The organism is Bradyrhizobium sp. USDA 4516, from assembly GCF_054055915.1.
On record NZ_JBSRXT010000001.1, the window covers coordinates 975614 to 989144 of the forward strand.

The 13531-nt window shown below is 58.6% G+C and carries 13 protein-coding genes and 1 riboswitch; of the genes, 4 read left to right on the forward strand and 9 right to left on the reverse strand.

Annotation, left to right across the window (positions count from 1 at the left end; translation table 11 throughout):
* The 5 genes from ACVI1L_RS04585 to ACVI1L_RS04605 are packed head-to-tail and all read right to left on the reverse strand — an operon-like array spanning position 1 to position 4653.
* Complete coding sequence (locus tag ACVI1L_RS04585) at positions 1–1221, reverse strand: ABC transporter substrate-binding protein (protein WP_456782395.1); 1221 nt, start codon at positions 1219–1221, stop codon at positions 1–3.
* A gap of 19 nt (positions 1222–1240) precedes the next feature.
* Positions 1241–2254 (reverse strand): branched-chain amino acid ABC transporter permease, encoded by a 1014-nt coding sequence (locus tag ACVI1L_RS04590; RefSeq protein ID WP_456782396.1) that lies wholly within the window; start codon positions 2252–2254, stop codon positions 1241–1243.
* A gap of 2 nt (positions 2255–2256) precedes the next feature.
* On the reverse strand, positions 2257–3135 hold the full coding sequence (locus ACVI1L_RS04595; protein ID WP_028339071.1) for a branched-chain amino acid ABC transporter permease: 879 nt from the start codon (positions 3133–3135) through the stop codon (positions 2257–2259).
* A 13-nt stretch (positions 3136–3148) separates the two neighbouring features.
* Positions 3149–3862 (reverse strand): ABC transporter ATP-binding protein, encoded by a 714-nt coding sequence (locus ACVI1L_RS04600; protein ID WP_038384532.1) that lies wholly within the window; start codon positions 3860–3862, stop codon positions 3149–3151.
* Complete coding sequence (locus ACVI1L_RS04605; RefSeq protein WP_456782397.1) at positions 3859–4653, reverse strand: ABC transporter ATP-binding protein; 795 nt, start codon at positions 4651–4653, stop codon at positions 3859–3861. The genes ACVI1L_RS04600 and ACVI1L_RS04605 overlap by 4 nt, the downstream gene beginning before the upstream one ends.
* A gap of 623 nt (positions 4654–5276) precedes the next feature.
* A riboswitch (glycine riboswitch) is annotated at positions 5277–5362 on the forward strand.
* A gap of 115 nt (positions 5363–5477) precedes the next feature.
* Here ACVI1L_RS04605 and ACVI1L_RS04610 point away from each other — a divergent pair.
* The 4 genes from ACVI1L_RS04610 to gcvA all read left to right on the forward strand — a co-directional run bounded on the left by ACVI1L_RS04610 (position 5478) and on the right by gcvA (position 9813).
* The gene (locus ACVI1L_RS04610; protein WP_456782398.1) at positions 5478–6923 is read left to right on the forward strand and encodes an L-serine ammonia-lyase; all 1446 of its coding nucleotides are present in this window, start codon (positions 5478–5480) and stop codon (positions 6921–6923) included.
* Positions 6924–6938: 15 nt separating this feature from the next.
* Positions 6939–8213 carry a serine hydroxymethyltransferase gene (gene glyA, locus ACVI1L_RS04615; protein ID WP_456782399.1) on the forward strand — a complete coding sequence of 425 codons (1275 nt, stop codon included), beginning with the start codon at positions 6939–6941 and terminating at the stop codon, positions 8211–8213.
* A gap of 30 nt (positions 8214–8243) precedes the next feature.
* On the forward strand, positions 8244–8579 hold the full coding sequence (locus ACVI1L_RS04620; RefSeq protein ID WP_456782400.1) for a carboxymuconolactone decarboxylase family protein: 336 nt from the start codon (positions 8244–8246) through the stop codon (positions 8577–8579).
* Between the two features lie 220 nt (positions 8580–8799).
* Complete coding sequence (gene gcvA, locus ACVI1L_RS04625; RefSeq protein WP_456782401.1) at positions 8800–9813, forward strand: transcriptional regulator GcvA; 1014 nt, start codon at positions 8800–8802, stop codon at positions 9811–9813.
* A gap of 73 nt (positions 9814–9886) precedes the next feature.
* Here the strand turns inward: gcvA and ACVI1L_RS04630 are convergent, their stop codons facing one another.
* The 4 genes from ACVI1L_RS04630 to ACVI1L_RS04645 all read right to left on the reverse strand — a co-directional run bounded on the left by ACVI1L_RS04630 (position 9887) and on the right by ACVI1L_RS04645 (position 13446).
* Positions 9887–10927 (reverse strand): flavin reductase family protein, encoded by a 1041-nt coding sequence (locus tag ACVI1L_RS04630; RefSeq protein ID WP_456782402.1) that lies wholly within the window; start codon positions 10925–10927, stop codon positions 9887–9889.
* Positions 10928–11036: 109 nt separating this feature from the next.
* Positions 11037–11438 carry a cupin domain-containing protein gene (locus tag ACVI1L_RS04635; protein WP_456782403.1) on the reverse strand — a complete coding sequence of 134 codons (402 nt, stop codon included), beginning with the start codon at positions 11436–11438 and terminating at the stop codon, positions 11037–11039.
* A gap of 409 nt (positions 11439–11847) precedes the next feature.
* Positions 11848–12360 carry a pyridoxamine 5'-phosphate oxidase family protein gene (locus tag ACVI1L_RS04640; RefSeq protein WP_456782404.1) on the reverse strand — a complete coding sequence of 171 codons (513 nt, stop codon included), beginning with the start codon at positions 12358–12360 and terminating at the stop codon, positions 11848–11850.
* 417 nt (positions 12361–12777) lie between these two features.
* Positions 12778–13446: a glutathione S-transferase family protein gene (locus tag ACVI1L_RS04645; RefSeq protein ID WP_456782405.1), complete on the reverse strand. Its 669-nt coding sequence runs from the start codon at positions 13444–13446 to the stop codon at positions 12778–12780.
* Positions 13447–13531 lie beyond the last annotated feature (85 nt).

The following is a 13531-nucleotide window of genomic DNA, read 5'->3' on the forward strand; positions in this document are numbered from 1 at the left end:
CTATTTCTCGTCGGCACTGCCGCTCAGGGTGTCGCCGAACAGGACCCATCTGTCGCCCTCGAACCGAATTATCTGCAGTTGCTTGATCGGGGCGAAATCGGTCGATGACGTGTTGATCTTGATTCCAGGCAACAGTGCGTCTGGGATAAAGTCTCGGAGGCTTGCGGCCTGCTTCATTACATTTTCCCGAGTAAGGTTGTTCCCACACATCTGCAACACTTTAACGAGCGTCTGTGCTACGGCGTAGCCATACACGACATTGTTGTCGAGCTTGTTTCCCGACGGATAGTAATCCTTCAAGAAGGCAACGAATCTGCTCATCCCCGGATCGTCACGCCATTGCGGATCGCTGCCATCCTTAAGATAGGCGGCGGAGAGAACCCCTTGCGCATTCTCAACACCTGCGGGCTGAATAACACCTCCGACCGAATTCGAAACGTTCGCGACGATATGAACTGGCTTCCAATTGATCTCGGCAAGTTTCTTGATCGCCTGCGCTGCAAACTTGGGCGTGGTGAATGACAAGAGCACATCGGCCCCGGATGCCTTCAGTTTGACGATATGGCTATCGATCGTAGGCTCTGTAATTTCGTAGCTTGATTCAGCGATAATCATCGATGACTTCGCTCCGAGTCCATCCTTCAGCCACCTTAGGAGGTCCTTGCCGAAATCATCGTTCTGATACAGTACGCCGATTTTGGCGTCGGGCTTGTTCTTCAGCAAATACTTCGCGTAAACGCGGGCTTCGCTCTGATAGGAGGGATGCCAGCCCATGGTCCAGGGGAAGCCCGCAGGGTCGTTCCACTTCGTTGCGCCGGTGGCGACGAACAGCTGCGGAACTTTCTTGGCGTTCATGAACTTCTGGATCGCCGAGTTCGATGCCGTACCTAGGGGATTGAAGATTAGGAGCACCTCATCGTTCTCGACGAGCTTCCTTGCCTGCTCCACAGCTTTGGGCGGGCTGTAGCCATCGTCATAGGAGATGAAATTGATCTTGCGACCATTGATTCCCCCCTCAGCATTGATCTTGTTGAAATAAGCCTCTTCAGTTTTGCCGATCACGCCAAAGGCCGATGCGGGCCCCGAATACGGCATGATGTTGCCGACCTTGATCTCTGTATCGGTTGCGCCGGCATCGTAGCTTTTTTGAGCTGACGCGTTAGATGCGCCTAGAGCGATGACAAGCCCGATCCAAATGCTCCGTTGAAACTTCAAATGCATGTTTTCTCCTCCAGTCTCATCATTTTTCCCCAACAGATCTTCGGATCATATTGAGCAAGTCGCGTGTGCCGTTCGGCGCCAGGAATACGAACAGGAACAGCAGCACGCCGAACACGGCGCCCGAAAGGCCCTTCGAAATACCTTCGGCGATGTTGGGCACGAAGATGATGAAGGCAGAGCCCACGATCGAGCCGGGCAGCCAGCCGACGCCACCGACCACCATGCCGAGGAACAGCGAGATCGCGAGCTGGATGGTGTAGCCGTCGGGCGCCACGAACTGCACCGCGATGGCACCGAGACCGCCGGCAACGCCGGTGATGCCGGCCGAGACGCCGAACGCCAGCGTCTTGTACAGCGCGACGTCGACGCCCATCGCGGAGGCCGCGATCTCGTTGTCGCGGATCGCCATGAAGGCGCGGCCGGAGCGCGAGCGCAGCAGGTTCACCGAAGCGATATAGATCGCGATCGTGACCACCAGCGTGAAGTAATACAGCCACATGTCCTGCCCCATCGGCAGGCCGAACGGCGCATCCGGCTTGGTGACCACGAGACCCTGCACGCCGCCGGTCCAGTGCTCGAAATAGCCCAGCTTCAGAAGCTGCGGCATCGCGGTGGCGAGCGCAAAGGTCGCGAGCGCCAGATAGACGCCGGAAAGCCGCAGCGCCGGCTGGCCGAACAGGAAGCCGAAGCCGAAGCAGACGATGCCGGCGATCGGCAGCGTGAGGGCATAGTTCATGCCCGCATGCTCCATCAGGATCGCCGAGGTGTAGGCGCCGACGGCGTAGAACGCGCTCTGGCCGAGCGAGAACTGGCCGGAGCCGCCGGTCAGGATGTTGAGCGCCAGCACCGCAAGGCCGTAGATCAGAAGCATCGTCATCTGGAAGATGATGAAGTTCTTGACGAACAGCGGGATCAGGATCAGCGCGGCGAGCACGACGAGCGAGGTGCCGTAGCCCAGCGTCATGGCGCGCTTGGGAACGGCCTCGACGGCCTGGCCTTCGGTGACGACTTCGACTTCTTCAGCGGCGCTCATGATCAAACTCGCTTCACGATGGCGCGGCCGAACAGGCCTGCCGGTTTCACGACCAGGACGACGATGATCAGCGCAAGCGCGATCGGAAGTTTCAGTTCATTGCCGACGCCGGGGATGTAGGTGCCGACGAGGTTCTCGAAGACGCCGACCAGGAAGCCACCCATGACGGCGCCGAACGGGCTCGACAGGCCGCCGAGCACGGCTGCGGCAAATCCATAGATCAGCACGCCGAGCATCATGTTAGGCTCGAGGAACACCACAGGTGCGATCATCATGCCGGCGATCGAGCCGATCGAGGCGGCCATGCCCCAGCCCAGCGCGATCATCCACGAGGTGTTGATGCCGACCAGCCGGGCCGATTCCGGCAGCGATGCGGCGGCGCGCATCGCAAGACCGACCCGGGTGAAGCGGAAGAAGAAGAACAGCAGGAGCAGCATCAACAGCGTGATGCCGATCATGCCGGCCTGATGGGTCGAGATCAGCTGGCTGCCGAGGAACGGTGAGGAACCGAACGGCGTCGGATACTGCTTGATGGTGAAGTCCCAGATCAGGCCGGCGACCGAGTTGATGATCGCGTAGAGCGCGATGAAGCCGGCGACGTTGGTCAGGATCGGCGCCTTCGCCAGCGGCTTGAACAGCAACCGCTCGATGACGATGCCGGCGGCGAACGAAAAGGCGACGGTGAGCACGAAGGCGCCCCAATACGGCACGCCCCATTGCATCAGCTGCCAGGACACGAAGGTCGAGAACATCGCCATTTCGCCCTGGGCGAAATTCAGATGGTCGATGGCCTGGTAGATCATGACCACCGCGAGCGCCATGCAGGCATAGATCGCGCCGGTGGCGATGCCGGCCAGGACCTGGTTGGCAAAAAGCTCCATTGTGCCAGCTCCCTCAGTAGCCGAGATAGGATTTGCGGACGTCTTCGTTGTTCGCGATGTCCTTGGCATTGCCCGACATCACGATCCGTCCGGTTTCGATCACGTAGGCCTGGTCGGCGAGCTCAAGCGCGAGCTGCGCATTCTGCTCGACCACCAGGATGGTCACCTTTTCCTCGCGATTGATCTTGCCGAGGATGCGGAACAGGTCGCGCACGATCAGCGGCGCGAGGCCGAACGACGGCTCGTCGAGCAGCATCAGGCGCGGCCGCAGCATCAGCGCGCGCGCCACCGCGAGCATCTGCTGCTCGCCGCCGGACAGCGTGCCGGCCTGCTGGGTGTAGCGCTGCTTCAGCACCGGGAAATGCTCGTACATCCGTTCGATGTCGGCGCCGATCGCCTTCTTGTCCGGGCGGCTGATGGCGCCGAGCTGCAGGTTTTCCTCCACCGTCATGTTGGTGAAGGTGCCGCGGCCCTGCGGCACGTGGGCGATGCCGAGGCGGACCACGTTTTCGGTCGAGCGCGTGCCGATCGGCTTGCCCTCGAACTCGATCGCGCCGGTGGAGCGCACCATGTTGCAGATCGCCCGCAGTGTGGTGGTCTTGCCGGCGCCGTTGGCGCCGAGCAGGGTGGTCAGCGAGCCCTCGTTGAGCGAAAAGGAGAGGCCGTGCAGGGCCTGAACCTGGCCGTAATAGGCGCGCAGGTCCTTGACGTTGAGCATCGTGGTCATTGGTCCTTGCTCCCCAGATAGGCCTTGATGACATCAGGGTCGGCCTGGACCTGGGCCGGCGTGCCTTCGGCAAGCTTGCGGCCGAAATTGAGCGCGACGACGTGGTCGGCGATCGACATCACGAGACCCATGTGATGCTCGACCAGCAGCACGGTGATCTTGCGGTCGTCGCGGATTTTGCGGATCAGGTCGCCGAGCACATAGACTTCTTCGTGATTGAGGCCGCCGGCCGGCTCGTCGAGCAGCAGGATCTTCGGATCCGCGGCCAGGGCGCGCGCCAGTTCGACGCGCTTCTGGGTGCCGAACGGAAGTCCCGAGACCACGGTGTGGGCGACGTCCTCGAGATCGAGATAGCCAAGGATGTCGTGCACCTTCTTGTTCATGTCGGTCTCGCCGCGGCGGACCCAGGCGAGGCGCAGCGAGTCGCTGACGATGTCGCTCGAGGTGCGCGCATGCGCGCCGACGCGCACATTGTCGATCACGGACAGGTTGGGGAACAGCGCGACGTTCTGGAAGGTGCGGCCGATGCCGATCTCGGCGATCCGGTGCGGCGGGCGCGACAGGATGCTCTTGCCTTCCATCAGGATGTCGCCCGACGACGGCTGATAGAGCCGCGACAGGCAATTGAACAGCGTCGTCTTGCCGGCGCCGTTCGGCCCGATCAGCCCGAGGATCTGTCCATGGCGCATGTCGAACGACACGCCGTTCAGTGCGATGATGCCGCCGAACACGACGCTGACGTCGCGAACCGCGAGAAATGAGGAGCGTGATTGGTCCGTTGATCGGGACACTTCTTCTTTCCCGACTTCAGCGATGGCATCTCGGCTATTCAACCCGAACACACGAATCCCCTATCGATCTCGATGCGACATATCATCAGCAGTTCCGTGAAACGGCGGCGAAGAGTCGCGTCAGCCTGGAAAGCGCTCGCCGAACTGAACCAAACGCTCTGCAGACATGCACCGCATTGCCCGGAGCAAACGAACCGGGCGTCCGCGACTGCCAAGTTGAAGCAGCATCACGGAGCAAGCGGGCAGACATCGCAAATTATGATCATTGACAGCCGCACACGACGTTTCAACCCTCTCAGTTCTGCAGGTCATTGAGCAGCCTGCTAGTTCACAATTCTTCGGGTCTATAACGAGGACCGGGATTCGCATCGAAGCCCGGACGAAATCAAACATCGTGCGCAACATCGCCGCCGCTTGACGTGTTGCTTCACCGATGAGAGGCTCGGCAAACTAAGTATTTGCCTACGGTGAACGCAAACGAACAGTATTCGACCAAGCGGTGAACCGTTTTCACGGACGACAGAACGGCGCGCCCTTGCTCGATCCAGGCGACTGCGATACAGCCCACTCGGCAGCTATTTTTCAATCATCAGTGTTTGGAGTTTTAGAGAAGTAACTAAGTCTATCTGACCACGGGAGAGGCCGGATACCCGGCGCCGAAGGAGCAACCGCCCCGGAAACTCTCAGGCAAAAGGACCGTGTCGGATCTACATCTGGAAAGTGATGCGGTCAGCATCCGCCGAAGGGATAACACTCTCAGGCCAAAAAGACAGATGGGGCGCTTCAACAGCTCGATCGATTTGATCGATGGCTAGAGGTGCTTCATGTCGGTATCTGCGTTAACAACAGCAATAACCACCCTGCTCGAGCGGGCTGCGCAACGCGGCGAGCAAATCATGTTGCCCATCGGGCTGGGTGACTTGTTCAAGGTTGGGGTCGGTCCGTCTTCCTCACATACGATCGGACCGATGAAGATCGCGTCCTCTTTCGTGAGAGGCCTAGGCGCAGAGCGGCAACAAAGGACCAGCAGAATAGCCGTTACCGCCTTCGGATCGCTGGCCTGGACTGGTAAAGGCCATCGAACGGACGCTGCGATTTTGCTCGGGCTCTCCGGACACTCGCCCGACCAGCTGGAGCCGGATGAGACCGACTCGATCTTGGCCGAGATACGATCGAGTGGCAGCGTTGTTCTTCCCAATGATACTGCAATCGAATTCATCGAAGCACGCGACATCGTCTTTGACAGGCAAACGGTCTACGACCGTCACCCCAATGCGCTGTTGCTGCAAGCCTTCGATATACGCCGCGAAATCATCGCCTCAGAGGTCTGGTACTCCGTTGGAGGGGGATTTGTCGAACGCGACGGAGACAGCGGCGCATCAAAGGTGCAGACCTTTGCATTCGGCTTCGATTTCCGGTCGGCGGATGAGCTCCTGGCAATATGCCGCGCCAATTTCTGCACCATAGCTGACGTTGCGTTCGTCAACGAGCTGGCACGCCGGGACGAGCCTTCCATCGTTGAACTTCTAGACACCCTTATCCGAGTGATGATGGCGTGTGTCGATCGCGGCCTCGATCGAGATGGGGACCTGCCCGGCAGTTTGAAAGTCCCGCGCCGAGCGAAGAAGCTGTTTCAGAGACTTCGGTCTGCTGCGCTGGCCAACCAACGCTCCCCAAGCGAAGCGTTCGAGTACGTGTCCGCCTTTGCCATTGCCGTGAATGAGGAGAACGCTTCCGGTGGTCGGGTCGTCACGGCACCGACGAATGGCGCCGCCGGCGTGTTACCCGCCGTTCTCAGATATTACCGTGACTTCTGCGACGGATCCGATGTGAATGGCATGCGCAGATTCCTTCTCACTGCGACCGCGATCGGCAGCATCATCAAACACAACGCTTCCATCTCCGGCGCGGAAGTTGGTTGTCAGGGTGAGGTCGGCTCGGCCGCCGCGATGGCGGCTGCAGGACTTGCCGCCGCCCTAGGTGGCACCAACGAACAAATCGAAAATGCTGCTGAGATTGCAATGGAGCATCATCTCGGCATGACCTGCGACCCGGTCGCAGGGCTCGTTCAGATCCCGTGCATCGAACGCAACGCATTCGGCGCAATCAAGTCGATCAATGCAGCGCTGCTGGCTCTCGCCGGCGATGGCACCCACAAGGTATCGCTTGATCATGTCATCGAGACGATGCGTCAGACCGGAGCCGACATGCACGACAAGTACAGAGAGACATCTCGAGGCGGCCTCGCCGTTAACGTCCCCGAGTGCTGAACAAAGGAAGTAGCCATGGATAATGTCGTGGAAATGACGCGACGAGGTTTCGATGATCCCGTGTTCGCGTCCATCGATCGAGAGCTGCGCCGCCAGCAGAGTCAGATCGAGCTGATTGCATCCGAAAACATCGTTTCAGAAGCGGTCCTCGCAGCTCAGGGGTCCGTGCTCACCAACAAGTATGCTGAAGGATATCCCGCACGCCGGTACTATGGAGGCTGCGAGTTTGTTGACGAAGTCGAGCTGCTTGCGATTGAACGGGCGAAGGCACTTTTCGGCGCAGGATTTGCCAACGTGCAACCTCACTCCGGAGCACAAGCAAACCTTGCTGCATTCCTGGCGCTTCTGGAGCCCGGCGACACCTTTATGGGCCTTTCTCTAGCGCATGGCGGTCATCTCACGCACGGTGCCGCCGTCACGATCTCAGGTAAGTGGTTTCGGGCGATCCCTTACGGAGTACGCGAGACGGACCACCTGATCGATATGGATGAAGTCCGCAGCCTGGCGCATCAACATCGGCCAAAGCTAATTGTTGCGGGCGGTTCGGCCTATCCTCGTGAGATTGACTTCACACAGTTTCGGACGATCGCCGATGAAATTGGCGCGAAACTGATGGTCGATATGGCTCACGTTGCTGGCCTTGTTGCTGCCAATGCCTACCCGAGCCCGGTTCCCCATGCACATGTCGTGACTTCGACGACGCACAAGACGTTGCGCGGACCACGCGGCGGGCTCATTCTGACCAACGACGAGGATCTCGCGAAGAAGCTAAATTCGGCAGTCTTTCCAGGATCCCAAGGCGGTCCACTGATGCACGTCATAGCCGCAAAAGCTGTGGCATTCGGAGAGGCGCTTCAGCCGTCGTTCACGACGTATGCGAAGCAAACGATTGCCAACGCGCGGGTCCTTGCCGCCTCGCTCGCCGAGGGCGGTCTTGCGATCGTTTCCGGCGGCACCGACAGCCATGTCGTTCTGGTCGACCTGCGCCCGCTTGGAGTGACGGGCAAGGCCGCCGAACTGGCGCTTGGCCATGTCGGCTTGACTTGCAACAAAAATGGAATCCCCTTTGATCCACAGAAGCCGGCTATCACCTCGGGGATCCGATTGGGCTCGCCCGCCGTCACCACACGGGGGTTCAAGGAAACGGAGTTCCGGGAAATCGGATCATTGATCCTGAAAACCCTGAACATTGCCGCGAGAGATCCGCTGATTTTGATTGGGGAGACATCGATTGCCAAACGTGTGCGCGAACTCAGTCAGGCATTTCCGATTTATCCGCACGCAATTTAACCGTCCGGTCGATTGAGGGAGACAGGTACAATGGAAGCGAAAACGCTATCAGCAGAGCTCCGCGACCAGGCGACAGCCCTTTACAAAGCTGCGCCGCAGGTCATGCAGACTTTCCAGAGTGTCATGCTTGCCGCCAACAAGAATGGCGCTCTGCCGGCCAAGATCAAGGAGCTCATTGCCGTCGCCATTTCGATCAGCGTAAAATGCGAAGGTTGCATCGTCTTCCACATGCAGAGCGCAATCAAGCACGGCGCGACTAGGGAAGAGCTTGTCGAAGCAATCGCCGTCTCGGTCGAAATGGGCGGCGGCCCTGCTACGGTTTATGCGGGCAAGGCGCTCGCGGCTTTCGACGAACTGACGTCATAGCGTCTCCGCTGCAAAAGCGGGACACGAGCAAGTGCGCTACTGCCTGGTCAACAGGAAGTTCGACGTAGCGACGGCCTCCACGGCTTGGCCATGAACGAACGTCCGGACCGATTGGACGCCAAAATACCAATTGCCGGGGCCGGGATGCCTGCGTAATCTTCAGCGAGAGCAAGAGCATACCGCAGGATCTGAAGTCATTGACAGGACGACCGGAGCCCGCATGACATCTTCGCACATACCGCCACTGCAGTTGCTGCGCGGGTTCGAAGCTGCGGCTCGTCATCTCAGCTTTACCCGCGCTGCGGCGGAGCTACACATTACCCACGGAGCGATCAGCCATCAGATCAGGGCGCTTGAAGCGCAACTGCGCACGAAGCTGTTTCAGCGACAAGGTAGGCAGATGGTGCTCACCGAGCGCGGGCAGATACTTGTTAACCAAATCCGCCAAGGACTCCGACTGCTAGAACGCGCGTTCGAAGGAAGCGCACAACGTGCCCGATCTGATGTTCTGACCATCAGCCTGCTACCGGCATTCGCATCGCGATGGCTGATCCCCCGAATTGGTTCGTTTCACACTCATCACCCTGGTGTTCAATTGGCACTTCGGACAACAACCGAACTTGCCAACCTCGCGTCAGACGGCGTCGATCTGGCGATCCGCTATGGTCCAGGAGGCTGGCCGGGCGTGCAGCAGGAGAGGTTGATCGGCGAGCTCATTTTTCCCGTCTGCAGCCCGAATTACCGTGACGGAAACTACCCCAGATCACTGCCCGAGCTAGCGCACGCAGACCTCTTGCTCAATCCACACCAACCCTGGGAAGCATGGTTCAACGCGGCGGGCGCGGATATGCGGGAGCCGCATCATGGTACATCGTACACCGACGCCGCTCTTTTGCTCGAGGCTGCAGCGGAAGGGCATGGCATTGCGCTCGCCAGGGGCACCCTTGTTGCCGACGATCTTCGCTCCGGACGCTTGGTCCGCCTCTTCGATTGCGCGATACCGGATGAGTACTCTTATTTTATGGTATGGCGTGCGGAAAGCCGAAAACTAAAGAGTATCGCGATCTTCCGTGACTGGATGCTGGGACAGCTCAGGCCCAGTGAAGAAGCTGACATCAAGAGCGGAGCCGCGTTCAGCAATGAATCTGCCCGTGATGCGTCGCGACAGCCAAAGCATCGCGCGCGCACAGCCAAGAGGGTTAATATCTCGCAGACGGCGACATCTCACCGCTAGAAATCGGCTCACGAAGCCACTGTAAGCATTTCCTCGCGCGCTTTTACATGCTTCGTCAGCAGCCCGAGGTGGATTACAGCTCAATTTCGAGGTCGGTAAGAGGAATGCATGAGCACAGGAGTTGCTCTTCGCTCGACGTTTCTGCATGGGTCTTGCGGATAGGCAGCACCTCGCCAGCAGCGATTTTCTGGGCACACGTACCGCACACACCCGTTCGACACGAGTACGGCACGTCCAGCCCGACCGTTTCCGCCAAGTCGAGCAAAGTGCCCTGCTCCTTCGTCCAGATTGCGGTTACCCCGGAAAGCGTGAACCGAACGTAGCAAGCTGTCGGTGTGTCAATGGCATTTTTTTCAGGTACAATCGGCCGCGGTTTACAGGCCTCTCCCAGCCATTGAATCTGTATCGAGTGTACGCCACGCATATTCGAAGCTAGCTCGGTTTCCGCCCAATTAACGAACTCCGTCGGCCCACAGACAAACACATCGCTCCCTTGGTCCGAAAGCGCGCCGGCGATGAGGGAAGCATTTATTGGTCCGCAAAGATCGAAATCCCGTCCTTGCCGATCGTCCGCGAGCGGTTCAACGAAGCAGCTCCGCCAATGGCTATTGCTAAGCTCTGACCTGAGCGACTCAACTTTGGTCTTCAGGCCGAACGTATTCGAATTGATGGTAGAGTAAAAAAAGCTGGCGCGGTGACGCGGCGCCCGGACGGCGAGCTCTTCGGCAACTGCCGCAACGAAGGATTCACCTACACCCGAAGCAACAACGACTATTGGACGATCCAAACGCTCAGGTAGCTGGAAGCTTCCTGTAGGTCCGTCAGCCCGCACCACGCCGCCGCGATCCACTTGGTGGTACCAGTAGTCCGGCGCGTATGCATCTGGCACGGTCGGCCGGCCATCATGAGCGATCGTAATGCGATAGCTCTTCGGCCTGGCCGAGAAGGCTGACAAAAGATATTCTCGCTCCCCGATTCCGGGGACGTCAAAGACAAGCCGCTGACCGCTGCGAAACGGCGCGAGCGCCGTGTCATCCTCGGCGGCGAGGTAAATCGAAAGAATGTTCGGAGTTTCCTCGACCTTACGAATTATTTTGTAGTTGCGTTTGGTCATACGCCAACGTGAGGTTTCCGGCGAAGACTTTCTGGGGCTTCCTTAGCGGCACCTTCGCTGCCCATGCAGCGAAAGCACCCTCCAGACTAATCGTTCCTGGCTCAGGTCGCTATTTCGCCTCAGTCTTGGCTTCGACACCAAATCCGGCTGTGTTACCGAACACGTTCGGCTTTCGGTACACCGCGAGCAGAATGCAGCCCTCATCGCTTCGCGTCTCGTGGTATGAGCCAGGCTGACGCCATACATACTCCCCGGCGCGGCAAATGCCGTCATGATCGTAGAATGACCCTTCGAGCACAAAACTTTGCTCGAGCTCGGGGTGCTGATGAAATGGTAACCGCGCGCCAGGCTCCCACTTGAGGAGACAGGTCAGCTCTCCGGCCTCAGGCCGCTCGTAAAGCACCTTGATCTGAATGCCTTCGAATTGAGACGGCTTCCAATCGATCGCCGCCGGCTTGACATACACTGATCCGCCAATCGTTGGTTCTTTGGTCTCGAATCGCGAGTTCATTTGGTTCTCCTTATCTTGTTTCCATTTCTCGGTCGCTGACGAGAAGAACGGCGGCGTGCCGTGCAGAAACCCTGATTGCGAACTACAACTCATCCCGCGGCATTGCCAACGAACAATACTGATCTTTGCGATGAAGCATTTTCACGTTTGAATGCGCAGAACTCGCAAGGTCACGATGGCTCGAGGTCAACCAAGTCGCTCAAGCCAACGTGATGTAACAACCGATTGGCCGACTTTAGCGCTCCGTGGTTTATCTGACAGAGTTGCCTTCGAGATCCGGGATACGTCGGGATGCACGCCTAGAATCCGTTGCGCGTAGATCCCTGCAATTCGACACTCCCGCTATAAGCAGAGCGCCCCAACAGCAGTCTTTGAGCGCTGGGCGCGTGCCTATCGATTCGTATCGCATCTAGCGTTCGGGAAAATGCTTACCGCAATTGAAATCCCATGCTTCGACGTGCACGACAATAGCACGCTCCGCCTTGGCGGCGTAGCCCGGCACTTCGACGCGAGCAAGTAGCATCCTGTCGTCCTCAACGACGACACCGCGCCCCCAGAGTTTCAGCCGACGGCGTTCTCGGTAGTCGATTATGAAAATGAAGAGCCGATCGTTTTCCGACAGATTGCCAACCGTTATGTACTGTCGATTACCCGAGTAATCCGCGAATGCTAGTGTCGTCGGCCCCAAAACTCGAAGGAAGCCTCTGGGGCCACCTCGATGCTGAACGTGAGGCCATCCATCTCGGTTCGCGGTCCCCAACAAAAAACTGTCGCATTCCGATATGAACGAGCCGCTGCGCTCATCGATAACCCTGTTCTCCGACTTTGCTTCCAGCGATGCGCAGAACTCCCGAGAGCCTCTCATTGACTGCGCGGCCTTCACAGACTCGGTGAACGTCAACATCGTAAAAGCGCGAACCATGCGTGATACCCACTGAGGCATTTCCATACGGGTGCGACAAGCTACTTCAACGGCAAACCTATCGCACACACAACAGCGCGCCAGCGAACACCCCTCGCCTTTTCTGTTACTGGCGCTAACAGTCCAGGCGCAGTGACTTCGACTGCAGGATCGTGTGAGCAGTTCTCGTTTGTTACTTATTGCCGAATGAGGCTATGACCGGACTACCCGCAATGATGATCGCTCATTGGATCGATCTGACTGAGGTGACGTGGGTGTTCTCTCCCTAGACTTCCCGGCGGCGGCAGTTGCCGCCGGGGCTCTTTTACGTCCGCCTCATCGGCAGGTCAGTGCAAATCGGTGGTCTGACCCAACCAGGCAAGACATAGGTTTCCGAGCAGGCACCCGTGAGCCTAGCGCGCCCCGCGGGCTATACGCTCAATAGAGGCTAATTCTCTCGCGCTGAAACACACGTTGAACTGCGGTACGCCTTTTGACTCTTTCGGCAAGCTCAGTCCATCCGGGAAAAGAATTGCGCATGTCGAGCCCTATTCGACTTCCCCATCGGTAAAACACCAGCAGATAAGCATCAGCGATGGAATACCCCCCGGGCACGGCCCAATCCCTTCCGTCAGTCAAGATAGACTCAATGTAGGAGTACTGGTCGCGGACACTGTCCACGCCCTTGGCTTTCAACGGCCCGAATGCCTGCTGGTCAGAAACGAAGCGCAACGGACGCCAGATCTGCGCATATGCTGTAGCGTGCACGCTACTGGACAGATAGTTCATCCATTCGAGGCAACGCGCCTCGCCCGCTGATGTCCGAGGCATCAGGCAGGCGTCCGGATCGGACCGCGCCAAATAGAACAATATCGCCGGCACTTCAGTGAGCACGTCAGGACTGCCCGCAATTTGTCCGGGGACCCCAGCAAGCACCGGAACCCGCGCTTTCGGATTTACAGCCCTCCACTTCGCTGTGGCTGTCATTTCCCCCTCGTGTTCTCCGGCTGCCGACACGAGTTCCAGCTCGTAGGGCTGACCAATCTCCTCGAGCACAATGTGAGCCGCGAGCGAACAGCTACCGGGCGAGTAGTAGAGTTTAAGCATGATAGGCTCTCCATGCTCTAAGCGGCGACCGTTGTTCGAAGGAGGTGCCATTGCCATCCGATGGCCTAAACGTGTTTCCGAGCAC